The sequence below is a fragment of the Williamsia phyllosphaerae genome, assembly GCF_014635305.1.
Classification (GTDB): domain Bacteria; phylum Actinomycetota; class Actinomycetes; order Mycobacteriales; family Mycobacteriaceae; genus Williamsia_A; species Williamsia_A phyllosphaerae.
On record NZ_BMCS01000001.1, the window covers coordinates 837792 to 864594 of the forward strand.

26 protein-coding genes are annotated in these 26803 nt (G+C 67.1%); 9 read left to right on the plus strand and 17 right to left on the minus strand.

The genetic code is table 11. The features are described 5' to 3' along the window. Positions 1-3 precede the first annotated feature (3 nt). The 3 genes from IEV93_RS03810 to IEV93_RS03820 form a co-directional block, all read right to left on the minus strand. Positions 4-828 carry a GNAT family N-acetyltransferase gene (locus IEV93_RS03810; protein WP_188487047.1) on the minus strand — a complete coding sequence of 275 codons (825 nt, stop codon included), beginning with the start codon at positions 826-828 and terminating at the stop codon, positions 4-6. 297 nt (positions 829-1125) lie between these two features. Continuing rightward, positions 1126-1977 carry an alpha/beta fold hydrolase gene (locus tag IEV93_RS03815; protein WP_188487049.1) on the minus strand — a complete coding sequence of 284 codons (852 nt, stop codon included), beginning with the start codon at positions 1975-1977 and terminating at the stop codon, positions 1126-1128. Positions 1978-2088: 111 nt separating this feature from the next. Continuing rightward, positions 2089-2925: a bacteriorhodopsin-like gene (locus IEV93_RS03820; protein ID WP_188487051.1), complete on the minus strand. Its 837-nt coding sequence runs from the start codon at positions 2923-2925 to the stop codon at positions 2089-2091. 277 nt (positions 2926-3202) lie between these two features. Here IEV93_RS03820 and IEV93_RS03825 point away from each other — a divergent pair, with 277 nt between their 5' ends. Continuing rightward, positions 3203-4117, plus strand: coding sequence for a Brp/Blh family beta-carotene 15,15'-dioxygenase (locus tag IEV93_RS03825; RefSeq protein WP_188487053.1), 915 nt, complete (start codon positions 3203-3205; stop codon positions 4115-4117). Here IEV93_RS03825 and IEV93_RS03830 read toward each other — a convergent pair. Then, on the minus strand, positions 4103-5638 hold the full coding sequence (locus IEV93_RS03830) for a flavin-containing monooxygenase (protein ID WP_188487055.1): 1536 nt from the start codon (positions 5636-5638) through the stop codon (positions 4103-4105). The genes IEV93_RS03825 and IEV93_RS03830 overlap by 15 nt on opposite strands. Before the next feature lie 57 nt (positions 5639-5695). Continuing rightward, positions 5696-6274, minus strand: a complete 579-nt coding sequence (locus tag IEV93_RS03835) for a TetR/AcrR family transcriptional regulator (RefSeq protein ID WP_188487058.1) — start codon at positions 6272-6274, stop codon at positions 5696-5698. A gap of 49 nt (positions 6275-6323) precedes the next feature. Here IEV93_RS03835 and IEV93_RS03840 point away from each other — a divergent pair, with 49 nt between their 5' ends. Then, on the plus strand, positions 6324-7718 hold the full coding sequence (locus IEV93_RS03840; RefSeq protein WP_188487060.1) for an MFS transporter: 1395 nt from the start codon (positions 6324-6326) through the stop codon (positions 7716-7718). Between the two features lie 83 nt (positions 7719-7801). Here IEV93_RS03840 and IEV93_RS03845 read toward each other — a convergent pair whose 3' ends face one another. Further along, positions 7802-9976 carry a 3-hydroxyacyl-CoA dehydrogenase NAD-binding domain-containing protein gene (locus IEV93_RS03845; protein WP_188487062.1) on the minus strand — a complete coding sequence of 725 codons (2175 nt, stop codon included), beginning with the start codon at positions 9974-9976 and terminating at the stop codon, positions 7802-7804. Positions 9977-10026: 50 nt separating this feature from the next. Beyond that, a complete protein-coding gene (locus tag IEV93_RS03850; RefSeq protein ID WP_188487064.1) occupies positions 10027-11235 on the minus strand; it encodes an acetyl-CoA C-acetyltransferase in 1209 nt (402 codons plus the stop codon). A gap of 146 nt (positions 11236-11381) precedes the next feature. On the opposite strand from IEV93_RS03850, the gene IEV93_RS03855 reads away from it, so the two are divergent. The 3 genes from IEV93_RS03855 to IEV93_RS03865 all read left to right on the plus strand — a co-directional run bounded on the left by IEV93_RS03855 (position 11382) and on the right by IEV93_RS03865 (position 14232). Continuing rightward, positions 11382-12587, plus strand: coding sequence for a TetR/AcrR family transcriptional regulator (locus tag IEV93_RS03855; protein WP_188487066.1), 1206 nt, complete (start codon positions 11382-11384; stop codon positions 12585-12587). Beyond that, the gene (locus IEV93_RS03860; protein WP_229704871.1) at positions 12584-13576 is read left to right on the plus strand and encodes an adenylate/guanylate cyclase domain-containing protein; all 993 of its coding nucleotides are present in this window, start codon (positions 12584-12586) and stop codon (positions 13574-13576) included. Before IEV93_RS03855 ends, IEV93_RS03860 begins: the two co-directional genes overlap by 4 nt. Positions 13577-13662: 86 nt before the next feature. Beyond that, positions 13663-14232: a dihydrofolate reductase family protein gene (locus IEV93_RS03865; protein WP_188487068.1), complete on the plus strand. Its 570-nt coding sequence runs from the start codon at positions 13663-13665 to the stop codon at positions 14230-14232. Here the strand turns inward: IEV93_RS03865 and IEV93_RS03870 are convergent. From IEV93_RS03870 to IEV93_RS03885, 4 genes are read right to left on the minus strand one after another with little or no spacing between them, the layout of a single operon-like run. Continuing rightward, positions 14219-15301, minus strand: a complete 1083-nt coding sequence (locus IEV93_RS03870; protein ID WP_188487071.1) for a sulfate/molybdate ABC transporter ATP-binding protein — start codon at positions 15299-15301, stop codon at positions 14219-14221. The two genes, IEV93_RS03865 and IEV93_RS03870, sit on opposite strands and share 14 nt — an antisense overlap. Continuing rightward, positions 15298-16062 carry an ABC transporter permease gene (locus IEV93_RS03875; protein WP_229704872.1) on the minus strand — a complete coding sequence of 255 codons (765 nt, stop codon included), beginning with the start codon at positions 16060-16062 and terminating at the stop codon, positions 15298-15300. Before IEV93_RS03875 ends, IEV93_RS03870 begins: the two co-directional genes overlap by 4 nt. A gap of 55 nt (positions 16063-16117) precedes the next feature. Next, entirely contained in the window at positions 16118-16945 is an 828-nt protein-coding gene (gene modA / locus IEV93_RS03880; protein WP_229704873.1) for a molybdate ABC transporter substrate-binding protein, read from the minus strand. Continuing rightward, positions 16942-17361 carry a TOBE domain-containing protein gene (locus IEV93_RS03885; RefSeq protein WP_188487073.1) on the minus strand — a complete coding sequence of 140 codons (420 nt, stop codon included), beginning with the start codon at positions 17359-17361 and terminating at the stop codon, positions 16942-16944. The genes modA and IEV93_RS03885 overlap by 4 nt, the downstream gene beginning before the upstream one ends. Before the next feature lie 136 nt (positions 17362-17497). Here IEV93_RS03885 and surE point away from each other — a divergent pair, with 136 nt between their 5' ends. Together surE and IEV93_RS03895 are read left to right on the plus strand one after the other, a co-directional pair. Continuing rightward, on the plus strand, positions 17498-18283 hold the full coding sequence (surE, locus tag IEV93_RS03890) for a 5'/3'-nucleotidase SurE (protein ID WP_188487075.1): 786 nt from the start codon (positions 17498-17500) through the stop codon (positions 18281-18283). A 64-nt stretch (positions 18284-18347) separates the two neighbouring features. Next, entirely contained in the window at positions 18348-18998 is a 651-nt protein-coding gene (locus IEV93_RS03895) for a class I SAM-dependent methyltransferase (protein WP_188487077.1), read from the plus strand. On the opposite strand, the gene IEV93_RS03900 is transcribed toward IEV93_RS03895, so the two are convergent. After that, entirely contained in the window at positions 18989-20995 is a 2007-nt protein-coding gene (locus IEV93_RS03900; RefSeq protein WP_188487079.1) for an SDR family oxidoreductase, read from the minus strand. The two genes, IEV93_RS03895 and IEV93_RS03900, sit on opposite strands and share 10 nt — an antisense overlap. A 61-nt stretch (positions 20996-21056) precedes the next feature. Then, entirely contained in the window at positions 21057-21467 is a 411-nt protein-coding gene (locus IEV93_RS03905) for a winged helix-turn-helix transcriptional regulator (RefSeq protein ID WP_229704874.1), read from the minus strand. A 43-nt stretch (positions 21468-21510) separates the two neighbouring features. Here IEV93_RS03905 and IEV93_RS03910 point away from each other — a divergent pair, with 43 nt between their 5' ends. Beyond that, positions 21511-22410, plus strand: a complete 900-nt coding sequence (locus tag IEV93_RS03910) for an MBL fold metallo-hydrolase (protein WP_188487081.1) — start codon at positions 21511-21513, stop codon at positions 22408-22410. Between the two features lie 169 nt (positions 22411-22579). Here IEV93_RS03910 and IEV93_RS03915 read toward each other — a convergent pair whose 3' ends face one another. Beyond that, a complete protein-coding gene (locus IEV93_RS03915; RefSeq protein ID WP_188487083.1) occupies positions 22580-23005 on the minus strand; it encodes a nuclear transport factor 2 family protein in 426 nt (141 codons plus the stop codon). A gap of 86 nt (positions 23006-23091) precedes the next feature. Here IEV93_RS03915 and IEV93_RS03920 point away from each other — a divergent pair, with 86 nt between their 5' ends. Next, a complete protein-coding gene (locus tag IEV93_RS03920) occupies positions 23092-23394 on the plus strand; it encodes an ArsR/SmtB family transcription factor (protein ID WP_188487085.1) in 303 nt (100 codons plus the stop codon). A gap of 26 nt (positions 23395-23420) precedes the next feature. Here the strand turns inward: IEV93_RS03920 and IEV93_RS03925 are convergent, their stop codons facing one another. Genes IEV93_RS03925 through IEV93_RS03935 form a run of 3 tightly spaced genes read right to left on the minus strand, consistent with a single transcriptional unit; the run spans position 23421 to position 26769 of the window. After that, positions 23421-23654, minus strand: coding sequence for a hypothetical protein (locus IEV93_RS03925; protein ID WP_188487087.1), 234 nt, complete (start codon positions 23652-23654; stop codon positions 23421-23423). A gap of 2 nt (positions 23655-23656) precedes the next feature. Further along, positions 23657-25117, minus strand: a complete 1461-nt coding sequence (gene fumC / locus IEV93_RS03930; RefSeq protein WP_188487089.1) for a class II fumarate hydratase — start codon at positions 25115-25117, stop codon at positions 23657-23659. Beyond that, positions 25114-26769 (minus strand): NAD-dependent malic enzyme, encoded by a 1656-nt coding sequence (locus IEV93_RS03935; RefSeq protein ID WP_229704875.1) that lies wholly within the window; start codon positions 26767-26769, stop codon positions 25114-25116. The genes fumC and IEV93_RS03935 overlap by 4 nt, the downstream gene beginning before the upstream one ends. Positions 26770-26803: the final 34 nt, after the last annotated feature.

The window sequence follows — 26803 nt, forward strand, 5'->3', positions numbered from 1 at the left end:
CGACTACCTGTTCCGCCGGAGCAACCGTCGCGCGACACGCTTGAGCGCGGTGATCGTACGGACCCGGGCGATCGTGATCCCGGTGATGACGGCCAGCACCGAGCCAGCGGCCGGGATCGAGGTGGGAACGGCCCAGACGTCGACCGCATCGAGCAGGTCCTCGTCCGACCACGCCTTCTTCACCGGTGTGACTCCCCGACCGTGATGGATCCGGTCCACTCCGAGTTCGTCGTGGTGGTCGATGATCCAGACCATCAGCTGATGGCCGGGCTGCACGCGGGCGTGGTCGGGGTCGAAGTGGGTGAGGTACCGGGCCCAGGTGGTGCCGCATTTCACGGCGATGTCGTGCCCGATCCACTGGCCGCCGGCCGTCATCCCCAGAACCCGCATCCGACCGGCACGCGCCTCCCCGTCGAGAACCGCGCGAACCAGCGTGCCCCGCTCGCCCTCGAGCCACTGGTCCCACTCGGGGCGCGACTCGGCCCGCTTCGACGCGACCCGACGCATGTCATCCCACCGGCGATCGAGGTCGGCCGTGGTCTGCAGGAGCTCGAACCGCACCTCGTCGCCGGCAGCGGCGTACTTGGTGCGCACCGACCGGAGTTGGCTCAGGGTGCGCCCACTGCGGACGTCGCGCGCGGTCCATCCCGGTCGGAGCGTCAGCATGGGGATGTCGCTGGTGACCCGCGTGTGTACGCGCCATTGCGGATGATCCCGCAGCGCGTGGAGCAGATCGCTGTCGGTGGCCATCTGATCGAGGTGCAGGATCAGCCGGCGCTCGGCCAGGCGATCCGCGAGCCCTCGCGCCGCCGACGCATCGGCCGTCACGGCGTCACCCCCCTGCCCCAGGCCGTGGCCGGCGAGCCTCGCCACCGAGACCGGTCCGACGCGGCGGGTCGACAGGGCCGCTATCGCGCGTAGCTCTCCGCGCTCGCGTGACGGCACCAATACAGTTGCAACCGAACGCCTCTCGGCAACCGCAGCCCCGTAGACGGCGCCGTCGGTGAAACGGGCCCCCACAGCCGTTGACAGTTGATCCCATTCATCGACAAGGTCGATCTCTCTGTTCCCCCCGGACACCCGCCCAGAGTAGCAATGGCAAAGAGATGGTAAAGATATTCCTGGTCAGCGGCCCAGGAACGCCAGCACGGCGCTCTCGAACGCGGCCTTGGCCTCGATCATGACCCAGTGCCCGCAGCGCGGGAACACGTGCAGCTCGGCGTCCGGGATGGTTCGCATCGGCAGCAGCGCCATGTCGGGTGGGCTGACGCGGTCATCGCGTCCCCAGGTGAGGAGCGTGGGGCACGCGACCTTGTGCAGCATCGACCAGTAGGGCGGGGTGTCGGAGGAGGCCATGAACTGCTGCTGCATCTCGAATGCCGCGGAGCCGTACATCGATCGGCCTGTCTCGAGCGCGTCGGGGTTGTTCGCAGCCTCCCACCGCTCGGCGATCAGCTCGTCGGTGACCAGCGCCTTGTCGAAGACCATGCCGCGTAGCCAGCGAACCAACTTGTCCTTGTCGGGGGCGTCGGCGAACTCCTGCAGGAGCTGCAGTCCTTCGGTGGGCTGCGGGCTGAACAGGTTGGCGCCGACGCCGCCGATGGTCACCAGCTTCGACACCAATGCGGGCTTGCGGATGGCCAGGTTGACCCCGACGACACCGCCCATCGAGTTGCCGATGAACGCCGCCGATTCGATCCCCAGCGCCTTCATGAAGACGTTGACCGACTTGCCCGCGTCGAGCACCGGCATCCCGCCCCATGCGTCGCTCACCCCGAATCCGGGGAACTCCAGGACGTAGCAGTGGTGGTGGTCGGCGAAGGTGCCGAGGTTGCCGCGGTAGTTGCGCCAGCCGGTGACGCCTGGACCGGAGCCGTGCAGCAGGATCAGCGGCGGCCCCTCGCCGGCCTCGTGATAGCGCAGCACGCCGTTGTCGGTGGTCAGTTCCCGCGCGGTGCCCTCGAATGTCACGTCCACACCGACAGACTAGAACGTGTTTCAGTTATGCGGTACCGCGGCGCGTCGAACGCACACGAGACCCGGGCGCAGAGGGCTGCGTCCGGGTCTCGTGTCGGTGTCGGGTCGGGTTCAGCGGCGGGTCTCGATGATCTCCTCGTGGGTGCCGTCCATCTCTTCCTTGCCCTCAGCCTTCGCGAAGCCGGCGTCATCGGCGAACGACTTGAGTCGAGCGATGCGGTAGATCAGGATTCCGTACAGGCACTTGGCCACGATGTCGGCGACGGAGTACCCGGCCTGCTTGCTGACCCAGGCGATCGCTCCGTCACCGCCGAGTACCGGCAGCAGGTACGCGATCGGGTAGACGCCCCATGCTGCGAACAGCAGGATCCTCATGCGCGACACGGTCATTCGGACCGACGGCGACTGATGGTCGAGCGATCGGGTCAGCTCGACGAACAGCACGTAGAGGATGTAGAGGAAGGGGATGGTCGACAGGGTGCCCCAGATGAGACGCGTTGCGTTGTCGGCACTGAGCTCGCCGGGGTAGCCGAGTGCGATCATCAGTGCCGACGCCGGGATCAACCGCCACAGCAGCGATGCCTGCAGTTTGCGGGCGAGAGCCAACACGACCACGAGTTCGGTCAGCAGCAGCGGTACGGTCAGCAACCAGTCCACATACCGGTAGCCCTCGTTGAAGGACTCGCCGATCGCCTGGGTGTAGGTGCCGTCGCCGCCCTTGGCGTCGGAGACGAAGGCCGCCTTGAACGATCCGAAGATGCGGAAATAGTGGTAGGCCGCGATCCCGCAGACGATCGCGGAGATGACCAGGGCCTGTCGATATCGTTGCAGCACACGGGGTTGCACCGCGAGTAGGAACACCGCCGTGAAGAGCTGGGCGGCTATCGCGAGGGACAGCACGTTGTAGACGGTGTCGAACTGCCCCTTGGTCAATACGTCGGGAATCATCGGACTCGACTTTCGGTTCTGCGGTTTTCGAGCTCCGTTCGCACGTCGCGAACGCCCACCCGTCAAATGAACGCCTTGTCCAGTAATGAATCAATGGTTCATGATTTCTGGCGTCAAACCGTGATGCGGCTCACAAACCGTGATCGGTTCGTGACCTCGGTTCTGGACGCACGACGCGCATACTGGCGACGTGTCCTCCACAGAATCCGTTGGCGCCGTTCGCTTCACAGCAACCGCGACCCGTGCCGCTCTCATAACCGGAGCGATCGTGGCGATCGTGGCCGAGCATCTGCTGGCTGACGCCACCGCGGTCAACGTCGCGCTCATCGCCCTGGGCCTGGCGCTCGGCGTCCCCCACGGGTCGCTCGATCACCTGCTGGCCGCGAACGTACTGGCAGTGCGGGCGGTCACCGCCACCGTCGGATACGCGGCGCTCGCAGCCGCGGCGTGGGCCGTCCTGCACTGGGGTGGAGCGGTGCCGTTGGCGTTGATGATCGTCGCCAGTATCGTGCATTTCGGACTCGGCGAGGTCGAGACGATGGACATCCCGTTCGGCACCAGCATGTTTGCCCGAACGGCAATGCTCTTCACGGGAGCCGGCGCTCTGATACTGCCCCTCGCCCGGGGTGGGCCGGGGTGGGACGAGACCCTGCGAACACTGTCGCCGACGTTGGCCGACCTGTTCGGCAGCGGCACAACCCGATTCGTCCTGATCGCGATCTGGGCAGTGAGCGCACTGGTGTCTGCACATCGGCTCGTCGTCGAGCGACGATGGCTGGTCCTGGTCGACGTCGCCGCGATCGGCGTGGTCGGATCGGTGGTGGCACCGCTGGTCGCCTTCGCGCTCTGGTTCGGACTCTGGCACGGCCCCAGGCACATTGCGCGTCTCGTCGAACACGAGTTGGCCGACGGCCGCCGATCATCGACCACCCGGCAGGCGTGGACGGCGACCATCCGTCGTGCGGCTCCTGCCACCCTGGGCGCCTACGCCACCCTCGCAGCCGTGGTCGGTGTCGTCGTCGGGTACGGCTCGTCCACCGGCGCGGTCGCGACGGCCATCGTCGTCCTGCTCGCCCTGACCACACCGCACATGATCGTTGTGGCTGCGATGGATTCGGCCGCACACCGCCGACGCATCGACACCACGATCAATCGACCACCGAGAGACTCCCGGGTGTCAGTGGCCGGGTGAGGCCGATCGACCGTACGCAGGTCGGCTGTAGTCATAACTGTCGAGATCGAAACGACGGCTCGCCCACATCGTCTCGAGCGTGGGTGAGGGACGGAACGGGACGTCGCCGTGCACGTCGAAGTAGTAGCTGTTGGCGTTGCCACAACCACCCTGGAAGAACACCTGGTTCTTCCGCCGGCCCAGCACCGACTCGAAGTACTCCGCGTTGGCCTTCTCGGTCACCTCGACCCGCGTCGCCGCCTGTTCGCGTGCGTGCCGCAGCACCCGGACGATGTGGTTCGACTGGGTCTCGATGAGGTTGAAGTACGAGGAGCCGTTGAAGCCGTACGGGCCGAGGATGGTGAAAAAGTTGGGGATGCCCGGCACCGACACCCCCTGGAACGCCTGGAAGCGGTTCTCGTCCCACCAGGTCTCCAGGTCGCGTCCGCCCGATCCCTGCACCGGGAATGGCGGCATGTTGCCGTGCTCGAACACCTTGAACCCGGTCGCGAGGATGAGCATGTCCACGTCGTGGTCGGTGCCGTCGACCGTCCGGATGCCGGTCGGTGTCACCGACTCGATGCCCGAGGTCTCGAGCGTGACGTTGTCGCGGTTGAATGCGCGAAGGTAGGCGTTGGAGAAGCTGGGGCGCTTGCAGCCGAGTGCGTAGTGCGGGGTCAGCTTCGCCCGGGTCTCCGGGTCGGTCACCTGATTCTTCAGGTGCCTGCGACCCATCCGCTCCCCCACCGTCGCGATCGGGACGATGCCGTTGAAGTGGGCCGGGGCGGGAAAGTTCAGCTCGACGAAGGCCTGGCTCACCGTGCGCGCGACGCGTTTGAGTCCCGGGATCCGCCGCAGGGCCAGGCGCGCCGGACCCGGCAGGATCGCGTCGGGTTTGGGCAGACACCAGATCGCGGTGCGCTGGAAGACCGTCAGGTGCTCGACCTCGGGGGCGATGGAGGGGATGACCTGCACCGCCGACGCCCCGGTGCCGACGATCGCCACGCTCTTGCCCGCGAGGTCGACGTCGTGGTCCCACCGCGCGGTGTGCATCACGGTGCCGGTGAAGTCGTCGAGTCCGTCGATGGCGGGCGGCTTTGGCTGGGTCAGCACACCGGTCGCGCCGACGACGTGGCGCGCGGAGATGGTGTCGCCGGCGGCGGTGGTCAGCGTCCAGATGTCGGTGTCGTCGTCGAACACCGCGCCGACGATCCGGGTGTTGAGACGGGTGTGTGAGTCGACGCCGTACTTGCGGACGCAGTGGTCGGCGTAGTGCTTGAGTTCGTCGCCGGGCGCGTACACCCGCGACCAGTCGGAGATCTGCTCGAAGGAGAACTGGTAGCTGAACGACGGGATGTCCACCCCGACACCCGGATAGGTGTTCCAGAACCAGGCGCCGCCGAGCCCGTCGCCGTCCTCGACGAGCAGGTAGTCGGTGAATCCGGCGCGAGCGAGGATGATGGCCGCGCCGATGCCGGAGAACCCACCACCCACGATCACGACGTCGTGGTCGGGCACGGACTGCGCAACGTTGCCATTCATGGATGTCACTATTGCTGACCACGCGTCGAAAGGAAAGCCCGCAGAGTCACGCCGACGTCAGTCTCGACGAACACTTCGCAGCCAGCGCGCGACGTAGTCGTCGATGTCGATGCGCAGGAGCTGCTCTCCGGTCATCATGTGGAGCGGGCCGTAGAGCGTCGCGCACGCAAGGGTGACGTCGGTGTCCCCGCCGAGTTCACCGCGAGCGATCGCCCTTCGGAGCGGCTCGGCCTCACGTTCACGCTGCTCGATCAGGAACGATGCGTCGAAGTCGACCGCGAACGCAGGATCAAGGCGAGCGTGCGCGGCCAGTGCCACCAGCACTCTCCCCGCGTCGTCCTCGGCCAGGAAGTGGACATGCGCCGCGACGGCCGCACGTACGTCGGCGGCGAGCGAACCGCAGTCGGGGATCGAGAGGCGCTCTGTCGCGTCGGTGACCAGCGCTTCGAGGAGGACATCCGTCTTGGCCGGCCACCAGCGATAGATGGTCTGCTTGGACACCCCCGCACGTTTGGCAATGCCCTCGATCGTCGTTGCGGCAAAACCCTTCTCGGCAAGCAGATCATCAGCGGCATTGACGATCTTCACGCGCGCCTCCTCGCTCCGCCCGTAGCGATTGCCCTGATGACCGGTCATGCCTAAATACTACTAGACGAGACGCAACGGTGCGTCTAGCCTAGCGAGTATGAAACGCTCACTCGCCTTCGTGGTGGCGGCATGCTTCTTCATGGAGAACCTCGATGCGACCATCGTCACGACCGCCGCGCCATCCATCGGACGGGACCTGGGAGTACCGGCCGCAGGGGTCGGCCTGATCATCGCGGCCTACGTGGTGGCGCTGGCGGTCGTCATTCCCCTGGGGAACTGGCTCATCACCCGGTTGCCCATGAGGACTGTGTTCGTCGGTGCTGTCTTGATTTTCACCGCCGCGTCGCTCGCCTGCGCGTTCGCCGACGACCTGACGACACTCACCGCACTGCGCGTGCTGCAGGGGATCGGCGGCGCTCTGATGGTTCCAGTCGGGCGACAGGCCGTGCTGCGTGAGGCGCCGAAGGAGAAGGTCCTCGCGATCATGTCCTTCATCGTGTGGCCGGGGCTGCTGGCTCCGGTCATCGCACCTCTCGCCGGCGGTCTCATCACGACTCATGCCGGTTGGCAGACGATCTTCTGGATCAACGTGCCGCTGGGGATACTCGCGGCCGTGGCCGCGTTTCGCCTCGTACCGGCGGTCACCGACGGTGGCACAGGCCGTTTCGACGCGGTTGGTTTCGTCCTGCTCGGGTGCGGGCTCGGTGGGGTCACCTGGTCGGCGCACCTCATCGGCGACACGGCCGCGACGTCGACGACCACCTGGGCATGGGTGCTCGGCGCCGGTCTGGCCTGCGCAGCGGCGGTGGCGCATCTACGGCGACATGCCTCGCCGATCGTCGACATCGGAGTCCTCCGCGATCGTGTTCTCGGCATCTCCCAATTGAGCGTCTCCGGCTTCTGGATGATCGTCTCCGCCGTTCCCTTCCTCATGCCGCTGATGATGCAGACGGTGTTCGGGTGGAGTCCGGTCACCGCAGGCGTCGTCGTGATGTTCGTCTTCGCGGGCAACATCTGCGCGAAACCTTTCACCACGGCCCTGATCCGAGCCTTCGGTTTCCGTCCGCTCCTCGCCTTCTCGACCGCGGGGCTCGTCCTCGTCACGGCCCTCACCGGCCTGTGCACCGCGTCGGCGGGTCCTGTGCCCCTTGCGGCACTGGCGTTCATCGGCGGGATCCTGCGGTCCATCGCGCTCACCGCATTCTCCGTGGTCGGCTTCGCGACCATAGGGCCCGAGAGCCGCCGCGCGGCAAACACCGTCGTCGTGGTCAACCAACAGATCGCGACGGGACTGGGCGTCGCCGCAGCAGCCATCGCGATCAGTCTCGGGGGCAGGCTCACCGAGGCCGGGACGCACACGGCGTTCGCATGGGCATTCGTTCTCATCGCCGCCGTGGGTCTCGTGCCCGCCATCACGGTCTGGCTGCTCCCCCGCAATGCGGGCTCCGAACTACGGCCCGCCGCACGACGATCGCCCTCGAAAGTCGGATAGCCGGTCCTGGTCAGCACACGAGAGCGGCCCGGCTCCTCTGTGAGGAACCGGGCCGCTCGTCGAGCATCTGCTGTCGGGTCAGATCAGTACTTCTCGCCCTTTGCGGCCTTGTCGACCAGCGACTGCGGCGGCTCGAAGTGCTTGCCGTACTTCGACGCCAGATCGTTGGCACGATCGACGAAGCCCTGCAGCCCACCCGGGTACTGATTGATGTACTGGATGACACCACCGGTCCACGCCGGGAAGCCGATGCCGAAGATCGAGCCGATGTTGGCGTCGGGGATCGACTCCAGCACGCCCTCGTCGAAGCACTTCACGGTCTCGAGCGACTCGGCGAAGAGCATCCGGTCGATCAGGTCCTGGAACGGGACCTCCTTGCTGCCCGACTTGAACTCCTCGCGCAGTCCCGGCCACAGGCCGGTGCGCTTGCCGTTCTCGTCGTAGTCGTAGAAGCCCTTGCCCGCGGTCTTGCCGTCACGGCCCTGCTCGAGCAGTCGGTCGATGACCTCGTAGGAGCCGTGCTCGGGGAACTCCTTGCCCTCGGCCTTGGCGCCTTCCTGGGTCTCCTTGCGGATCTTCTGCATGAGACCGAGCTTGAGCTCGTCCGAGAGCTGCAGCGGCGCTGCGGGGTAGCCGGCCTGCTGGCCCGCCTGCTCGACGATCTGCGGCTCGACACCCTCACCGACGGCCGCGATGGCCTCGTTGATGAACGTGCCGATGACGCGCGAGGTGAAGAAGCCACGACTGTCGTTGACGACGATCGGGGTCTTCTTGATCGCCAGGGTGTAGTCGATGACCTTGGCCAGCACGGCATCCGAGGTCTTCGCGCCCTTGATGATCTCCACCAGCGGCATCTTGTCGACGGGCGAGAAGAAGTGGATGCCGATGAAGTCCTCGGAGCGCTTGACGCCCTCGGCGAGGATGGTGATCGGCAGCGTCGAGGTGTTCGATCCGAGCACGGCGTCGGGCTCGACGATGTCCTCGATCTCCTGGAACACCTTGTGCTTGACGTCCACCGACTCGAAGGCGGCCTCGATGACGAGGTCGACGCCCTTGAAGTCCGCCGCGTCGACGGTCGGGTGGATGCGGGCGAGCAGCGCGTCGGACTTCTCCTGCGTGGTCTTCCCACGCGAGAGTGCCTTCTCCTCGAGCTTCTCCGAGTAGGCCTTGCCGCGCTTGGCCGCATCGAGATCGATGTCCTTGATCACGACGTCGATGCCGGCCTTGGCCGAGACGTACGCGATGGCCGCGCCCATCATGCCGGCGCCGATGACGCCGACCTTGGTGGCGGTCCACTTGTCGTAGCCGTCGGGACGCGAGCCGCCGCCGTTGATGTGGTTGAGGTCGAAGAAGAACGCCTTGATCATGTTCTGCGCGACCTGGCCGGTCACCAGCGACACGAAGTAGCGGGTCTCGATCTCGGTGGCGGTGTCGATGTCGACCAACGCGCCCTCGACCGCGGCCGAGAGGATCGCGCGCGGTGCGGGCATCGGGGCGCCCTTGAGCTGACGACGCAGGATGGCAGGCATCGCGGGCAGGAACTGCGCGACCGACGGGCTCGTGGGCGATCCACCTGGGATCTTGAAACCCTTGACGTCCCACGGCTGTACGGCCTCGGGGTTGGCCTTGAGCCACGCCTTCGCGGCGGGCAGGAGCTCCTCGACACTGCCGACGACCTCGTGGATCAGGCCGATCTCCTTGGCCTTCTCCGGACGCAGCCGGGGTCCCTGCAGCAGGACGCCCATCAGTGCGTTCTGGATGCCGAGCAGTCGCACGGTGCGCGCGACGCCGCCGCCACCGGGCAGCAGACCGAGGGTGACCTCGGGCAGGCCGAGGGAGGCACCCTTGACGTCGGCTGCGATGCGGTGCTGGGTCGCGAGGGTGAGCTCGAGGCCACCGCCCAGGGCGGCACCGTTGATGGCCGACACGACCGGCTTGCCGAAGGTCTCCAGACGACGGAGGTTCTTCTTCATGTCGTTGGTGCGCTTGGTGATCTCGGTGGCGATCTCGACCTTGTCGCGGTCACCGCGGTCACTGGTCATGTCCTTGAGGTCGCCGCCGGCGAAGAAGGTCTTCTTCGCCGAGGTGAGCACGACACCGGTGATGTCGTCCTTCTCGGCCTCGAGACGGTCGACCGTTGCGGCGATCGACGTCATGAACAGGTCGTTCATGGTGTTCGCGCCCTGATTCGGGTCGTCCATGGTCAGGACGACGACCCCGTCGGCGTCTTTGTCCCAGGCAATCATGTTGTCGCTCATGTGTTTCGAAGGTCCTTAATGTGATGCAGTCGTGGAAGGGAGAAGTGCGATCAGACGCGTTCGATGATGGTCGCGACGCCCATGCCGCCACCGATGCACAGCGTGACGAGGCCGTAGCGGCCACCGCTGCGCTCGAGCTCGTCGACCACGGTGCCGAGGATCATCGCGCCGGTCGCACCCAGCGGGTGGCCCATCGCGATGGCGCCGCCGTTGACGTTGGTCTTCTCGTGCGGGATCTTCAGGTCCTTCATCCACTTCATGACCACCGAGGCGAAGGCCTCGTTCAGCTCGAAGACGTCGATGTCCTCGACGGTGAGTCCGGCCTTCTTGAGCACCAGCTCGGTCGCAGGCGTCGGGCCGGTGAGCATGATCGTGGGATCGCTGCCGGTCTGCGCGGTGGCGACGATGCGCGCACGCGGGGTGAGGCCGGCACGCTTGCCCGCCTCGGCCGAACCGACGAGCACCAGCGCGGCGCCGTCGACGATGCCGGAGCTGTTGCCGCCGGTGTGGACGTGGTTGATCTTCTCCACGGCGTGGTACTTCTGCTTGGCGACCTCGTCGAATCCGGCCATCTCGGCCATGCCCGCGAAGGCCGGCTTGAGCTTGCCCAGCGACTCGACCGACGAGCCCGGGCGACGGTGCTCGTCGTGATCGAGGATCAGGACGCCGTTCATGTCCTTGACCGGGACGACCGACTTGGCGAAGTAGCCGGCCGACCATGCGGCCTCGGCGCGGTTCTGCGACTCCACGGCGTAGGCGTCGACGTCCTCGCGGCTGAAGCCCTCGAGGGTGGCGATCAGGTCGGCCCCGATGCCCTGCGGGGCGATGTAGAGGTCATAGGCGGTGGCCGGGTCCTGGAACATCGCGCCACCGTCGGAGCCCATGGGCACGCGCGACATCGACTCGACACCACCGGCGATCACCAGGTTGTCCCAACCGGACGCGACCTTCTGGCCTGCGAGGTTGGTGGCCTCGAGACCCGAGGCGCAGAAGCGGTTGATCTGGGTACCGGGGACCGTGTCGGGCAGGCCGGCGACGAGCGCAGCGGTCCGCGAGATCACGGCGCCCTGCTCACCGACCGGGGAGACGACACCGAGCACGACGTCGTCGATGTCAGCGGGGTCCATGTCCGGGAAACGGGTGCGGAGCTCACCGATCAGACCGGCGACCAGGTCGACCGGCTTGGTTCCGTGCAGCGAACCGTTGCGCTGCTTGCCACGCGGCGTGCGGATCGCCTCGTAGATGAATGCGTCACTCATGGTGGGTGTTCCTCTCAGTTCCTCTTCGGAACTCTCTACGTTTCCAACCGTGTTCGCCATAGGCTAACGCGCGATAACTTATTTGGCTATACCCGCTTGTCAGACTGCTTCGCAGGTGTTCGATTCTGCGCTAGTGTCTGTTCACCATGTCCGCCACCCCAGAGCCCCCGGCCCTCTCGACGAGCCGCCGACCGGCCGATCGCAAGCGCCAGCTGATCGATCGGGCGGCGCAGCTGTTCCTCGAGCGCGGCTACCCCCAGGTGTCGGTGGCGGAGATCGCGCGGGCGGCCGGCGTGACCGGGCCGTCGCTCTACCGGCACTTCGACGACAAGCAGGCGCTGTTGACCGCCGCCGTGCTGACCGGTGTGGACGATCTGGAGACGTGCACCGACCGCGCACTGACCTCGACGCAGCGGTACGCGGCCGACGACCCACGTCGGCTCGACGTCCTCGTCGACGCGATCTGCAACCTCGGCATCCGCCGTCCGGAGGCCGCGGTGCTGTGGCGGTGGAACGGCGCGTTCCTCTCCGACGAGCAGAACAGCGAGGTCGCCGCGCGCACGACGGTGGTGCTCGAGCGCTGGGCGCAGGCCCTGTTCCTCGGCCGAGACGACTTGAGCCCGTGGGAGATCCGACAACTTGCGTGGGCGGTGCTCAGCATCACCGGCAGCCTGTCGGTGCACACGACGCGCATCCCGGCCACTCGGGCCCGGGCTCAGCTGCGGACACTCGTCGGTCGGGCGATCGCCCTGCGCCCGGCCACCGCACCGGAGCTCACCGCGGTGACCATGCCCGCCGGCGAGGCCGTCGGGCGGCGCGAGGAGATCCTCGACGCATCGTCGGAGCTGTTCCAGCGCAAGGGCTTCGGCAACGTCGGGGTCGACGAGATCGGTGAGGCCGTGGGGATCACCGGGCCGAGTGTCTACAAACACTTCCCCAGCAAGATCGCGATCCTGACCAGTATCGGCCGGCGCAGTGCCGCCAGACTCGAGGCCGGCGCGATGGCCGCCGGCGCGGTGACCACCTCACCGAGGCAGTTGTTGGCCGCACTGGCCGAGTCCTACGTCGCCGTCCTCACAAGCACACCGGATCTTTCTGTGGCCTTCAACAACGGCGCGGTACTGCGCAATCTGGATGCGCGCGATCTGCTCGCCGCGCAGCACCATTACGTGGCACGCTGGATCGCGCTGGTCACCGAGATCGAGCCCGGACTCCCCCGGGCCGAGGCGGCGATCACCGTGCACGCGGCGTTGTCCATCGCCAACGACACGGTGCGGATGCGTCGGGGCAGAGAGCGACCCGCCCTTCCGGGGCAGCTCGCGTACCTCATGAAAGGCGTTCTGGGACTGTGACGGAACCCGATTCGACAACCTCGGACAGCAACGGGCCCGACGATCGCCTCGCCCACGTCGAGGAGGTGCTCCTCGGTGGTCCCCGCGTGTTCACCCGCGACCAGGCCGTCGACGAACTCGACATCGACGGTGCGTTCGCCGACGAGATATGGCGAGCCTTCGGTTTCGCACACGACGCCCGCGACGAGGCCATCTTCACCGAGGACGACCTCTCGGCCATGGGGCTGGTCATCGCGGCCTACCGCGCGTCGCCGGAGGGGTCGGCACTCGCGGCGGCGAGGGCGATCGGTCAGACCATGTCACGACTCGCCGACTGGCAGGCCTTCCGGCTCGACGAGCTCGACAAGGACCCCGACGTCGACGTCAGCCTGGCGCAGATGGCCCTCGCCATGGGCCGCGTCCAGACACTCATCTGGCGGCGGCATCTCGCGTCGGCGTTGCGCGGACTCGACGCCGGCCGCATCGCCGACGCCGGCGGCGGAGAGGGACACGAACTGGCGGTCGGGTTCTGCGACATCGTCGGCTACACCAGCCTGTCCCGCAAGATCGGGATGAACGAACTCACCGCACTGCTCGAGTCATTCGAGGGGCGGGCCAGCGACATCATCACGACCCACGGCGGTCAGATCGTCAAGACGCTGGGCGACGCGGTGATGTTCACCGTCGACGACGCACTCGAGGCGACGCAGATCGCACTCGAGCTGCACACACTGTCCGAGCGCGAGGAGATCCCCGCCCTGCGGGTCGGGCTCGCCTACGGGCGGGTCCTCACGCGCTTCGGCGACGTGTTCGGCGAACCGGTCAACATCGCCGCGAGACTCACCGGCTCCGCTCGTCCCGGGACATCCCTGTGCGACGCGGAGTTCGCCGATGTCGTCGACGACGACCGCTTCTTCTTCAAGTCGATCGGCTCGCTGAGCGTCCGCGGGTACCGCCACCTCAAGGCCCGAGTGATCGAGTACGACCGCGATCACGTACCCGACAGCTGACGACGGCGTGCCGGGCGCGATGAGTTCCCGGGTCGGGTCCGGTCTGTATCGCTGACCGCACCACAGCAAGCCTCGGAGGAAAAGTCATGCGCCAACTGATCGTCACCGCATTCGTCTCACTCGACGGTGTCATGGAGGCTCCTGGTGGAGAACCCGGCTACCGCAACTCGGGGTGGACGTTCACCGACATCGAGTTCGACCCCGCGGCGTACGAGATCAAGGGTCGCGAGCAGCAGGAAGCCGGTGCCCTGCTGTTCGGCCGCACCTCCTACGAGGTGTTCGCCCCCGTATGGCCGACGATGGAGGAGTTCGCGCACATGAACACCCTCCCCCGCTACGTGGTCTCGACCAGCCTCGATTCCGACGATGAGCGGTGGCCCGCGACGATCCTGAGGTCGGTGGACGAGGTCGCAGCTCTCAAGCAGGCCGACGGCGGACCGATCCTGGTGCAGGGCAGCGCAACTCTCGGTGCGGCCCTGGCCGACGCCGACCTCGTCGACCGATACCACCTGCTGGTCTTCCCGGTGCTGCTGGGCGCAGGCAGACGATTGTTCAGTCAGGCCGACAAGGACACCACGCACCTGAGGGTCGTCGAACACGAGGTCTACGGCAACGGCATCTGCAAGCAGGTCCTCGACGTCGTCAACCCGAGCTGACCTCTCGGGTCGCAGTGGGGTAGACGGTCACCTCGGAGGCCTTGATCGCGAGATGTACAGGCGTACCCGCGGTCAGCCCGAGGTCGGCAACCGCGGCCCACGTCAGTTCGGCGGCGATGGTGTTCGTCGCACACTCGACTCGGGCCAGCGCCCGATCGCCGTGCGGGACCACCTGGGCCACCGTGCCCGCGAACACGTTGCGCGGACTGCCGTGCGGCCGTTCGCGGTAGACCGCGACCGAGCGCGGCGCGAAGGCCGCGAGGACGGATGCACCGGGCCGGACCCCGTCGACCGGTTCCCCGATCACGGCGATGCCCTCGCCCGCAACGTGATCCGACCGCCACAGCCCGCCGACGAGGTTGAGACCGGCCAGCCGCGCGGCGAAGTCGTTGACCGGGTTCGCGAGCACGTCGCGCACCGGTCCGCGGTCGACGATCCGGCCCCCGGCCATCACGAACGCGGTGTCGGCGAGGCTGACCGCGTCGACGATGTCGTGGGTGACGAACAGGGTGATGCGTCCGCGGTCGGCGAGTACCTCCCCGATCAGTGTCCGCAATCGCGCGGCGACATCGACATCGAGTGCGGCGAACGGCTCGTCGAGCAACAACACATCGGGGTCGGCCGCGAGGGCCCGTGCCACCGCGACCCGCTGCGCCTGACCGCCGGACAGTTGCGTCGGTTTGCGGTCGGCCAGGTCCACGACGCCGACCGCTCTCATCCAGTCCTGCGTCCGGCTGCGCACCTCGGCGCGACCGAGGCGGGCGGACGACGGCGCGAACGCGATGTTCTGACGAACGGTCATGTGCGGGAACAGTCGGGCCTGTTGCGACAGCAACGCCACCGAGCGTCGGTGTGGGGCGACGAAGGTCGTGTCGTCCACCAGGACCCGGTCGCCGACACGCACCGTCGCACGATCTGGCCGCAGCAGTCCGGCCAGCAGGTTCAGGACACTGCTCTTACCCGCCCCGTTGGGGCCGAGGACCGCGACCGTGGCCCCCGCGGGTACCTCGAAGTCGACGTCGACGGCAGGCGTGCCCAGCTGCAGAGACGCGCTCAGACCCGTGCTCACACGACGGCCGTTCGCCGTTGTCCGGGACGCCGCAGGTGGACTGCTACGACCACGATCAGCGCGAGGACCACCAGCACGAGCGCCAGCGGCAGGGCCTGCTGCGGATCGCTGATCTCGTCGACGTAGATCTTGAGCGGCGCGGTCTGCGTCACGCCGGGCGAGTTCCCCGCGAACGTGATCGTCGCTCCGAACTCACCCATGGCCCGCGCGAACGCCAGCACCACCCCGGACAGCACCGCGGGGAAGACCAGCGGCAGGGTCACCGTGAGCAGGGTGCGGGTCGGTCCGGCGCCGAGGGTGGCCGCGACCTGCTCATACGACGACCCCGAGACCCGTAGGGCCCCTTCGACACTGATGATCAGGAAGGGCAGCGCGACGAAGGTCTGGGCGAGGACCACGGCGGTGGTCGAGAAGGCGATGTCGATGCCCCAGACGGTGAGGTGCTCACCGATGAGGCCCTTGCGCCCGAACGCGTACAGCAGCGCGATACCGCCGACCACGGGTGGGAGGACCAGCGGCAGCAACACCGCGGACCTGATGATGCGCAACACCATTCCGTCGCTGCGGGCGAAGATGGTCGCCATCGGGACGCCGATGACGATGCAGGCGAGTGTGCTGGCGCCGGCGGTGCGCAGACTCAACCCGAGCGCCTGCAGGGACGCCTCGGAGGTGATCGAGCCCCAGAAGTCGTCCCACGGCATGCGCTGCGCCAGCGCGATCGGCGGGAGAATGATGAGCGCGAACCCGAGGACGGCGGGCACGTAGAGCCACGCCGGAACTGGTCGAAGACCCGACTGTGACGTCAATGCGGGGGCATCACTTCGCGCCGAACCCCAGATCCCGGAGCACGCCGGTCCCGGTCGTGCCCAGCACCTCCTGGATGAACGTCGCCGCGGCCCCGGCGTTCTTCGAGTCCTTCACGGTCGCGATCGGGTACGAGTTGACGACCGCCGCGAACGCGGGATCGTTCACCGTTGCCACCTTCGACCCCGCCGCCTTGGCGTCGGAGGTGTAGACGAGACCGGCGTCGGCCTGGCCCGAGGTCACCTTGGACACCACACCGGTCACGGACGTCTCCTCGCTGGCGGGTGTGATGTCGACGCCGGCGATGCGCTCCACCTGGGCGGCGGCGTTGCCGCACGGGACCGCGACCGCGCACAGCACCGTGGTGACACCCGGCTTCGCGAGGTCGGCCACCGAGGTGACCTTCTTGGGATTGCCCGGCGCGGTGATGATCGTCAACACGTTCTTCGCGAAGATCTGCGGGTCGACGGCCTGATCGCCGAGGCTCGTCATGGTCTTCTGGTCGGCGGTGGCGATCACGTCGGCGGTCGCGCCCTGCTTGATCTGGGTGACCAGCGACGACGACCCGTCGAAGTTCAGCTTCACGGTGACCTCGGGATGCGCCTTCATGTAGTCGTCGGCGATCTCGGTGAAGCCCTTCTTCAGCGACGCCGCCGCGAACACCGACAGCGTCGTCGACGACGCCGCCGACGAACTCCCGCCCGCGGATCCGGACGCGACCGGACCGGCGGCGTTCTCGGAGTCCGACGAACACCCGGCGGTCAGAGCGAATCCAACGGCCGCGACACCCGCCAGGGCGGCGATCCGGATGAGCGGTCGTGTGGTGAATGACAGTGTCACTGTTCCTCTTTCGTGGATGTGTCCGGTCGTTCGACGATGACGGTGGTGGCCTTGACGACCGCAGCGGCGACAACACCGACCCGCAGATCCAGATCACCGACGGCGTCGGTGCTCATCAACGACGTGACCTCGAAGGGGCCGCACTGCATGGTCACCTGCGACATGACCGTGTCGGAGCGGACCGCGGTCACCAGACCGACGAACCGATTGCGGGCCGAGCTCTCCACGCCGGTGCCGTCGGCGGCCGGTTCGGGTGCCCGCCCGCGGGCGAGTTCGGCCAGCTCCGCGCCGTCGACGACGGCGCGACCGGACGTGTCGGTACTCCCGCTCAAATCGCCGCTCGCCACCCAGCGCCGCACGGTGTCGTCGCTGACCCCGAGCAGTTCAGCCGCCCGGCGGATCCTGATCTGGGTCATCACACCTCGTTGTCGTCGCATCTGCGGTTCTTTGCGGACATCGTATCCGCACGTGCGAACTCGCGGCGTCACGGTTGCCACGTCTCGTGCTGACAGGACGGCAGCACGGCGTGGGCGTCGGCTAGCGTCGGGGACCATGAGCCTGCGGATCCTGCTGACCAACGACGACGGGTGGGCCGCCCCCGGTATCCGCGCCCTGGAGGCTGGGTTGCGCGCCGCGGGCCATGAGGTGTTCACCATCGCGCCGGCCGAGAACCAGAGCGGCGCGAGTGCCCGTATCGGCGCCACCGGCAAGCTGACCGTCATGCGGCCCGACGGGCACGACAACGTCTGGGCCGTGTCCGGTTCGCCTGCGGACTCGGTGATCTTCGGTCTGTCGCACGTCCTGTCCGAGACGCCACCCGACATCGTCGTCTCCGGCGCCAACGCGGGCGCGAACGCCGGTCAGGCGGTGCACTTCTCGGGCACGGTCGGCGCAGCCGTCTGCGCCACCAGTTTCGGGGTCCCGGCCATCGCGGTCTCCACCGACCTCGCGTGGGACCACGCCGCGGAACTCGCCGACTTCGACACGACCACGCGTGTCACAGTGGCTCTTTTCGAGTGGGGCACCCCCGCCGACCTCGTCCACGAGGGAACCGTCCTCAACGTCAACGTCCCTGCTCCCGGACATGAGCGGACGCCGGAACTCGCTGCGACACAACCCGACCGACTCCCGATGGGCCGCATGGGCTACAGCGAGGGCGAGGGCGACGGCGAGTTCGCACTCACCTTCGCCCCCGGCCCGCCCGCCGAGGAGGGCACCGACACCGCGGCGGTCAAGTCGGGGCTGGTAAGCCTGAGTGCCGTGGCGGTGACCGGCCATCTCGACGACAGCGTCGCGGCCCACCTGGAGCGCGTGGCCTCCGCCGACCTGACGCTCTGAACCGGAGTTGCCGTTTTGGCAAAGAGAGTTGCCTCCGAGGGTCAGTGGCGGCACGCTCGGTGGTGTGCATGACTTCGATCAGACGTATTGGGAAACCCACTGGCGCGAATCCCCGCTGCCCACCGCAGGGTCCCGCGTCCCACCTCCGAATCCGTACGTCGTCGACGAGACGCGTGACCTGACCCCGGGAACAGCGCTCGACGCCGGGTGCGGCGTCGGCTCGGAGGCCATCTGGCTCGCCGGTCAGGGCTGGAAGGTGACCGGCGTCGACATCTCAGCGACCGCGTTGGAGGCGGCGGCCGACCGAGCGCACGCCGCTGCGGTGTCGGAGAAGATCGAGTGGATCGAGGCCGACGCGAGCGCATGGGAGCCGTCGCAGCGCTGGGATCTGGTGATGACCAACTATGCCCATCCGGCGATCCCACAGCTGGATTTCTATCTCCGACTGGCGCAGTGGGTCGCGCCCGGCGGCACCATCCTGATCGTCGGCCACCGCAGTGGCGACCACGACCACGGCTCACATGACGAGGCGGGTCACCCGCCACACGAGGCCACCGCGACGCTCGACGGCATCACGAGTCGTCTCGACGCGGCGATCTGGCGGATCGAGACGGCCGCTGATCGCACCCGGAACACCGGCGGTGGCCACGCGCACTCAGGAACACTGCACGACGTGGTCGTCCGGGCCACGCGCCGCGCGGACGATCACCAGTAGACGCCGGGCACCAGTCGCGCGATCCGCTTGGCCGACTTCGGCAGTCCTGCGTTCTGTATCGACGCCGGGACCGGCGACTTCTTCGACTTCCCGGATTCGGTGGCCGGATCGGGTGCTTCGCCCTTGGCCGCCATGGATTCCGGGAACAGCCGGTACGCCTGGTGGAGTAGAGCGTTCTTGAACCTCGGCGCGAACAGCCCGGTGAACTCAGCGATGGTGCCGACCGGGGTGTCGATGCGCACCGGACGCTTCTCCATCGCCCGGATCACCATCTCCGCGGCGTCATCCGGCGACGACGTCGGCATCGACTGGTAGATCGTGGTCGGTGCGATCATCGGCGTCCGGACGAGCGGCATCTTGATCGAGGTGAAGGTGATGCCGTCGTCGTGGACCTCGGAGGCGATGACGTCGCTGAACGCATCGAGCGCGGCCTTGCTCGCCACGTAGGCCGAGAACCGCGGGACCTTGGTCTGCACACCGATCGACGAGATGTTGACGACGTGGCCGAATCGTCGTTCCCGCATGCTCGGCAACAATGCCAGCACCAGGCGCACGGCACCGAAGTAGTTCACCGACATGGTGCGCTCGTAGTCGTGCATCCGGTCGGTGGACCGCACCACACCGCGTCGGATCGATCGACCGGCGTTGTTGACCAGGTAGTCGACGTGATCATGTTCGTCCAGAACGGTTTTCACCATCGTCTCCACCGACTCGGTGTCGGTGATGTCGCACGGGTACCCGTGTGCGTCGCCGCCCTCCGCGCGGATCTCGGCCACCGCGGTCTCGAGGTCCTCGACGCCACGCGCCACCAGGATCACGCGTGCGCCGCGCTTGGCGGCCTTGTGCGCGGTGGCCAGTCCGATGCCCGACGATCCGCCGGTGATCATCACCCGACGACCGGCCAGCTCACCCGCGGGACTGGGGCGCCGCGCGCGGTTCGGGTCGAGGTTGTCGTACCAGTACTCCCACAGCACGTCGGCGTAGTCGGTGAACTCGGGCACCGACAAACCGCTGCCCGCCAACGCCTTCTGCGTCTCCGTGGAGGTGAAGACCGACGGGAAGGTCAGGTGGTCGATGACCACCGGCGGCACGCCGAGCTGATCGAGCACGAGGTCGCGCGCGATCTTGAGGCCGGGCAGCTCGCTCAACCGCAGGGCCGGACCCGCGATCGCCTCGGGTACCGAGCCGACGGCCATCGGGGCGCCGGCCGCGGCCGCGAGCGCACCGTAGATCTCGCGCGTCGACTGCGGACGCGGGTTGACGAGGTGGAATGCGCGGCCGTCGAGGTCGTCGCCGTGCACGAGCTCGACCATCGCCGCGGCGACGTAGTCGACCGGGACCACGTTGGTGTTGCCGATCTCGGGGACCAGCGTCGGCAGCAGCGAGGGCAGCGCTCCGAGCAGGCGCAGCGCGGTGAAGAAGTAGTACGGGCCGTCGATCTTGTCCATCTCGCCGGTCACCGAGTCGCCGACCACGATCGCCGGGCGGTATACCCGCCAGCGCAGCCCCTCCGCGTCGCGGACCATCTTCTCCGCGGTGAACTTGGTCGCGTGGTACGGCGACGGCAGCCCCTGACCGAGGTCGAAGTCGTCCTCGGTGAACTTCCCGACGTGGTCACCGGCCACCGCGACCGACGACACGTGGTGCAGGGTGGCGTCGAGACGCAGCGCGAGGTCGATGACCGCGCGGGTGCCGTTGACGTTGGCGGCCTCGGACTCGGCGGCGCTGGCGGTCATGTCGTAGACCGCACCGAGATGGATGATGTGGTCGGCATCCGGGGTGTCGTCCCCCAGGCCGAGTCCGGGCTGCGTCAGGTCCCCCACGAGCGGGGTGACGCGCTCACCACCGAGCCACGTCGCGGCGAGTCGTTCGATCCGCGGCACCGACGACGACCGCACGAGTGCGTACACCTGCGCCGCGGGCTCGCGTTCGAGCAGGCGGGCGACCACTCGGCGACCGAGAAAGCCGGTCGCACCGGTGACGATATAAGTGGACATCAGACCTCCGCGTCGGGATTCGATTTCGCCAGTCCATGGTGGCGCATCGACCGCCTTCGCGTCAGCGAGTCGCGATATGTGACCGCTGGTCGAACCGATCCTGCGCATCGACCACCGTCTCGATGTGCTGGGTGGTCCACCCGTAGAGGGCGAGCATCGGTTCGTACAGGGAGGATCCCAACGACGTCAGCTGATAGGTGACGGCGACGGGTCCGCTCGTCGCGACGGTGCGTTCGATCATGCCGTTGCGTTCGAGTCCACGCAGGGTGCTCGTCAGCACCTTCTGCGAGATGCCGTCCACACGACGGCGTAGTTCGTTGAATCTGCTCGGCCCCTCGTCCAGGACGCAGATCACCAGAACGGTCCACTTGTCGGCGATCTGGTCGAGGAGTAGCCGTGCCGGACAATCCCGTTGCAGCGCCGACATAGAGGCCGGCGCCGCGGCCACCTGGGGGATACCTGGTGAGGTCATGGTTTCTATTTAACACCACGTTCCTAACGGATACCGTGGAGGCATGCCAACCACCAGTCCCATCCCGTTCACCAGCGCAGTCCACTGGCCCGTCGGCCGTCAGACGTTCACCTCGGTCAGCGACGGCTACTTCCAGACCGACCTCTTCGTCTTCCCCACCTTCGACCGCGACGTGGCCGGTGGCCTGCAGCGTGCCGCCCACCGGAGGACCGAGCCCCGGATCTCGCACAACATGTATGTGGTCCGGGGCCCAGACCACGCGCCGGTGCTCATCGACGCGGGGATGGGAGACGGGTGGGGGCCCACCATGGGGCATCTGCCGTTGGCGTTGTCGTCGATCGGTGTCGGCGCCGACGAGGTCGGCACGGTGTTGCTCACACATCTCCATCTCGACCACTGCGCCGGCCTGACCGACCGGGACGGCACGGCTCGTTTCCCGAACGCGGAGTTGGTCGTGCACGCCGCCGAGGTCGAGTACTGGCTCGAGGGAGACAGCGCGACGCCGTCCGACGACGACCCACCCTGGGCGGAGTCGGTCACCCGGCGGGGCGCCGCTGCGGCGGTGGCCCCCTATCGAGATCGGCTGCGCACCTTCGACTGCGAGCAGCTCGTCGTTCCGGGCATCACCGCCGTTCCCTTGATCGGACACACCCCCGGGCACAGCGGATACCGGGTGGGCACCGGCTCCGACTCCATCCTGGTCGTCGGCGACATCGTGCACGTCCCCGCCGTCCAGGGCCCACGGCCGGACGCCTCCGTCATCTTCGACGTCGATCCCGACGCCGCAGTGCACGCGCGCAAGACGTTGTTCGTCGAGGCCGACCGCGACGAGTTCCGTATCGCAGGCGCCCACACCGAGTTCCCCGGTGTCAGCCTCGTGCGGCGCACCGGGGACGGCTACCAGATCGTTCCCGACCTGTGGGTCGGGTCGATCGGCGCGTGACGCAGGTCAGACCGGTGACAGCCGGAAGATCGGGAACTGCCGACCGTGTGCCCGGGTGGTGTAGACGTCGAAGGCGGCCGACGCGGCGCGGAACTGGTGCCGCAACTCGTCCCAGCCTCCTCATTGTTGGGCAGTCTCTGCCGATGATCAGTTCTCTCGACGAGTTCGCTCACGCCCCGCCGGCTCGGGGTACAAAAAATGCGTTCATGCCCTCGACGTCGGACAGGTAGGTCTCCACACCGACAATCTGATCGTCGACGACGCGACACACGGTCGAGAGATGTTCGTCCAGAACGGCATCCGGCCGCTGCGCCGTGTTGTGCAAGGCGAGTGCCATGTTGTCCCGACTCAGCAGGATGTGCTCGAGGGTGAACGTCAGTCCGTAACTCGCGATGAGCTCCGCGCGTTCGATGACGGCGTCGATGCCGACTGCCGGCCCGGAGATGGTGTTGTCGCCGGGCAGCACCCACGTCACTTCCGGACTCATGATCGTTCGGAGAAGAGACCAGTCCTTGCTGGTCAATGCCCGATGGAAGGTGACTGCGAGCCGGTGTTGGATCGATTCGGCGGGGTCGGTCCGGGTGCTGGTCGTCATGGTGCGCCTCTCTTTTAAAGGTTCGAATCCATTCGAACAGTAAGGGAGATTCGGCAACAGTTCAAATGAAGTCGTACCCTTTGCTCATGGAGGATCTGAGGCATCCCGGTCGCGACGAGCTACGTATCGAATCGGTGATCGCTGCGCTCGACCATCCGATCCGTCTGCGCGTGGTGCGCACTCTTGCGTCAGCCGAGCGCGAGATGACCTGTACCGAGATCTTGCCGGACATGACCAAGAGCAGCGCGAGTCATCACTGGAAGGTTCTGCGCGAGAACGGGATCGTCGAGCAACGCCGCGACGGCCGGTTCCTGTTCCAACGTCTCCGTCGTGACGATCTCGACGCCCGCTTCCCCGGGATCATCGACGCGGTGATCGCACCCGCGTGACGTACGGGCTCGCCGCCAGCCGACCCTCACACGTGTGCGGACACTTCTTCGTCCGCCAATCGATTGTCACGCTTGCGCGTGACGATCGCATCGGCGAACCAGTAGATGAAGCAGCCCAGCAGGATCAGCGGGATCCAGAAATCATGACCGAAATCGCCGTCGACGGCGGACCACGTCGCATTGAACACCGAGACGATCACCAACAGCGCCAGGCCGGCCAGCCGGACCGTGAGCGGAATTCGATTCCTCAGAGACCACATGATCACTCCTGTTCCGGGCCGGCGTCGGCGCCGACCATCGTTGCGGGGTCGACGATCCGATCGAAGTCATCGGCGTCGATGTATCCGGTCGCGAGCGCGGCCGTACGAAGGGTGGAGTTGTCGGCGGCGGCACGGTGGGCGATGGCCGCGGCCTTCTCATAGCCGATGACCGGCGACAGTGCCGTCACGAGCATCAGCGACCGGTCGACGTATCCGGCGATGACATCACGATTCAATTCGATTCCACTGACGCAGTATTCGGTGAATTTCGAGCACATGTCGGCGAGGATGGTCGCCGAGTGCAGCACGTTGTTCACGATGATCGGCCGCATCGCGTTGAGTTCGAAGTTGCCCTGGGTGCCTGCGAACGCGACGCCGGTGTCGTCGGCGAGCACCTGGATGCAGACCATGACCATCGCCTCGCACTGGGTGGGGTTGACCTTGCCCGGCATGATCGAGCTGCCCGGTTCGTTCGCGGGCAGACTCAGCTCCCCGATACCGCTGCGCGGCCCCGATGCCAGCCATCGGATGTCGTTGGCGATCTTCATCAACGCCACCGCGAGAGAACGCAATCCGGCGCTGGCCGCGACCATCGCGTCCAGACCGCCCTGGGCGGCGAACTTGTTCTCCGCGGAGATGTAGGGCTGCCCGGTCTGCGTCGCGATCTGTTCGGCGACGTCGTCGCCGAACCCGGCAGGTGCGTTGAGCCCCGTTCCAACCGCGGTCCCGCCCATCGCCAGCTCGTGCAACCCGACGAGTACGGACTCGACCCGGTCTGCCGCCTGGTGGATCTGCGCGCTGTACCCGGACCACTCCTGACCCACCGTCAGCGGCACCGCGTCCTCGAGATGTGTACGCCCGATCTTCACCACGTCCCGCCACCGTCGCGCGTTGGTGTCGACCGCCGCCCGTAGCGCGCCGACCGCGGGGAGCAGCCGATCGACGATGGTCGAGACCGTCGCGATGTGCATGGCGGTCGGGAAGGTGTCGTTGCTCGACTGCCCCATGTTGACGTGGTCGTTCGGATGGATCGGCGTCTTGGAACCCAGTTCGCCACCGACCAGCTGGATACACCGATTGCTGATGACCTCGTTGACGTTCATGTTCGACTGCGTGCCCGAGCCCGTCTGCCAGACGAAGAGCGGGAAGCTGTCGTCGAGTTGTCCGTGGATCACTTCGTCGGCCACCCCCGCGATCAGGCGCCATCGCCACTCCTCGAGCCGCCCGGCTCGACCGTTCACGATCGCTGCGGCCTTCTTGACGTGACCGTATGCCTGGTAGACGGCCGTGGGCATGCGGTCGTCGCCGATGGAGAAGTGCACCAGCGACCGTTGCGTCTGCGCCCCCCAGTAGCGATCGGCGGGCACGTCGATGCCGCCCATGGAGTCGGTCTCGTGTCGCGTCCCCGTGGCGTCGATCCCGATGGGGACGTCGACGATGTCGGGACCGGTGTCGGCGCTCATCGGTCAGTCTCGAGGTCGAGATCGGGGTAGTCGGGCGTCCACATCGTGGCGTGCACCGCGCCCTCGAGGTCGTCGTGGGTACGGGTGGCGACACCGTCGTCGGCGGCGGCCCGGGCCACCGCAATGGCGACGATCGCCGAGGACGCCCGGAGGTCGTCCACCGGTGGAAGAAGGGACGCACCAGGGTCGCTGACGTCGACCTGGCCTGCCACGGCATTCGCGGCCGCGAGCAACATCCCATCGGTCACGCGCGACGCGGCGGCGACGATCGTGCCCAAACCGAGCCCGGGATAGAGCAGCGCGTTGTTGCCCTGACCGATCGTGTAGGTGACGCCGTCGTGGTCGACCGGATCGGCCGGGATGCCGGTGGCGATGAGCGCTGCACCGTCCGACCAGGTGATGGCGTCATGCGGCATGACCTCGATACGGCTGGTCGGGTTGGACAGCGGCAGCAGGATCGGGCGGTCCACGCCCTCGCACAGCGCACGGACCACATCTTTCGTGAACGCCCCACTCACGGTGGAGGTCCCGATGAGGATCGTGGGCTTGACCCGTTCGACGGTGGTCAGCAGATCAATTGGGCCGTCGCTCCACCCGTCCACCTCGGACGTCGGCCGCGCGTAGGCCTGCTGATAGTCGGGCAGGTCGTCCATGTCGTCGGTGACCAGACCGTTCTTGTCGATCAACCACACACGTTCGCGCGCCTCCGACTCGGACAATCCGTCGCGGACCATCGCCGCCGAGATCTGATCCGCCATACCGGTTCCCGCGGTACCCGCGCCGAACACGACGAGACGTTGATCGGAGAACGATGATCCGGTGACCTTCAGTCCCGAGATCACCGCGGCCATCACGATCGCGCCGGTCCCCTGCATGTCGTCGTTGAAGATCCGGTGGTCGTCACCGTGCTCGACCAGGATGCGCCGGGCGTTGCTCGGGCCGAAGTCCTCGAAGTGCAGTAGCGCATTCGGGAACAGCTCGGTCGCGACGTCCAGATAGGTGGTGATGAGCTCGTCGTACCGTTCGCCGCGAACGCGGGGATGCCGGTTGCCGAGGTAGGCGGGATCGTCGAGCAGCTTCTGATTGTCGGTGCCCACGTCGAGATTCACCGCGATCACGCGGTTGGGGTCGATGCCGGCGGCAGCGGTGTAGATCGCGAGCTTGCCCACCGCGATGTCGGTGCCGTTGACCCCCCAGTCCCCGATACCGAGGATCTCCTCGGCGTCGGAACAGACGATCAGGTCCACGTCGTCGGGGCCGAGTTCCAGTGTCTCGAAGGCAGTCCGGACGTCCTCGATGCGGTCGACCGACAGATACACGGCACGAGACCTGCGATATTCGGTGCTCCAGTGCTCGATGGCGTCGCCGATGGTCGGGTCGTAGACGATGGGGAGCAATTCGGACAGGTGCTCGGTCAACAGTCGGAAGTAGAGCGTCTCGTTTCGGTCGTGCAGCGCGTTGAGATAGACGTACTTCGCCAGGTCATCGGGCTGCGCCGACAGCTGCACATAGGCTCGCGCGGCCTGCTCCGCGAGTGTCTCGACCGCGGCCGGGAGCCGGCCGGTCAAGCCGAGCGCACCCCGCTCCTCGGCCGAGAACGCCGTCCCCCGATTGCGGTGCGCATCGCGCAACACGCGCTGTCCTGTGTCCACGTCGACTCCCCTACTCATGTTCGGAACGATCGAA

Excerpts from the sequence above, each read along its gene's own strand:
- IEV93_RS03820 (WP_188487051.1), bottom strand. The coding sequence starts at position 2,925 with ATGATTCCCGACGTATTGACCAAGGGGCAGTTCGACACCGTCTACAAC.
- IEV93_RS03830 (WP_188487055.1), bottom strand. The coding sequence starts at position 5,638 with ATGAATGGCAACGTTGCGCAGTCCGTGCCCGACCACGACGTCGTGATC.
- IEV93_RS03835 (WP_188487058.1), bottom strand. The coding sequence starts at position 6,274 with ATGACCGGTCATCAGGGCAATCGCTACGGGCGGAGCGAGGAGGCGCGC.
- IEV93_RS03840 (WP_188487060.1), top strand. The coding sequence starts at position 6,324 with ATGAAACGCTCACTCGCCTTCGTGGTGGCGGCATGCTTCTTCATGGAG.
- IEV93_RS03845 (WP_188487062.1), bottom strand. The coding sequence starts at position 9,976 with ATGAGCGACAACATGATTGCCTGGGACAAAGACGCCGACGGGGTCGTC.
- IEV93_RS03850 (WP_188487064.1), bottom strand. The coding sequence starts at position 11,235 with ATGAGTGACGCATTCATCTACGAGGCGATCCGCACGCCGCGTGGCAAG.
- IEV93_RS03855 (WP_188487066.1), top strand. The coding sequence starts at position 11,382 with ATGTCCGCCACCCCAGAGCCCCCGGCCCTCTCGACGAGCCGCCGACCG.
- IEV93_RS03865 (WP_188487068.1), top strand. The coding sequence starts at position 13,663 with ATGCGCCAACTGATCGTCACCGCATTCGTCTCACTCGACGGTGTCATG.
- IEV93_RS03885 (WP_188487073.1), bottom strand. The coding sequence starts at position 17,361 with ATGACCCAGATCAGGATCCGCCGGGCGGCTGAACTGCTCGGGGTCAGC.
- surE (WP_188487075.1), top strand. The coding sequence starts at position 17,498 with ATGAGCCTGCGGATCCTGCTGACCAACGACGACGGGTGGGCCGCCCCC.
- IEV93_RS03900 (WP_188487079.1), bottom strand. The coding sequence starts at position 20,995 with ATGTCCACTTATATCGTCACCGGTGCGACCGGCTTTCTCGGTCGCCGA.
- IEV93_RS03905 (WP_229704874.1), bottom strand. The coding sequence starts at position 21,467 with ATGACCTCACCAGGTATCCCCCAGGTGGCCGCGGCGCCGGCCTCTATG.
- IEV93_RS03910 (WP_188487081.1), top strand. The coding sequence starts at position 21,511 with ATGCCAACCACCAGTCCCATCCCGTTCACCAGCGCAGTCCACTGGCCC.
- IEV93_RS03915 (WP_188487083.1), bottom strand. The coding sequence starts at position 23,005 with ATGACGACCAGCACCCGGACCGACCCCGCCGAATCGATCCAACACCGG.
- IEV93_RS03920 (WP_188487085.1), top strand. The coding sequence starts at position 23,092 with ATGGAGGATCTGAGGCATCCCGGTCGCGACGAGCTACGTATCGAATCG.
- IEV93_RS03925 (WP_188487087.1), bottom strand. The coding sequence starts at position 23,654 with ATGTGGTCTCTGAGGAATCGAATTCCGCTCACGGTCCGGCTGGCCGGC.
- fumC (WP_188487089.1), bottom strand. The coding sequence starts at position 25,117 with ATGAGCGCCGACACCGGTCCCGACATCGTCGACGTCCCCATCGGGATC.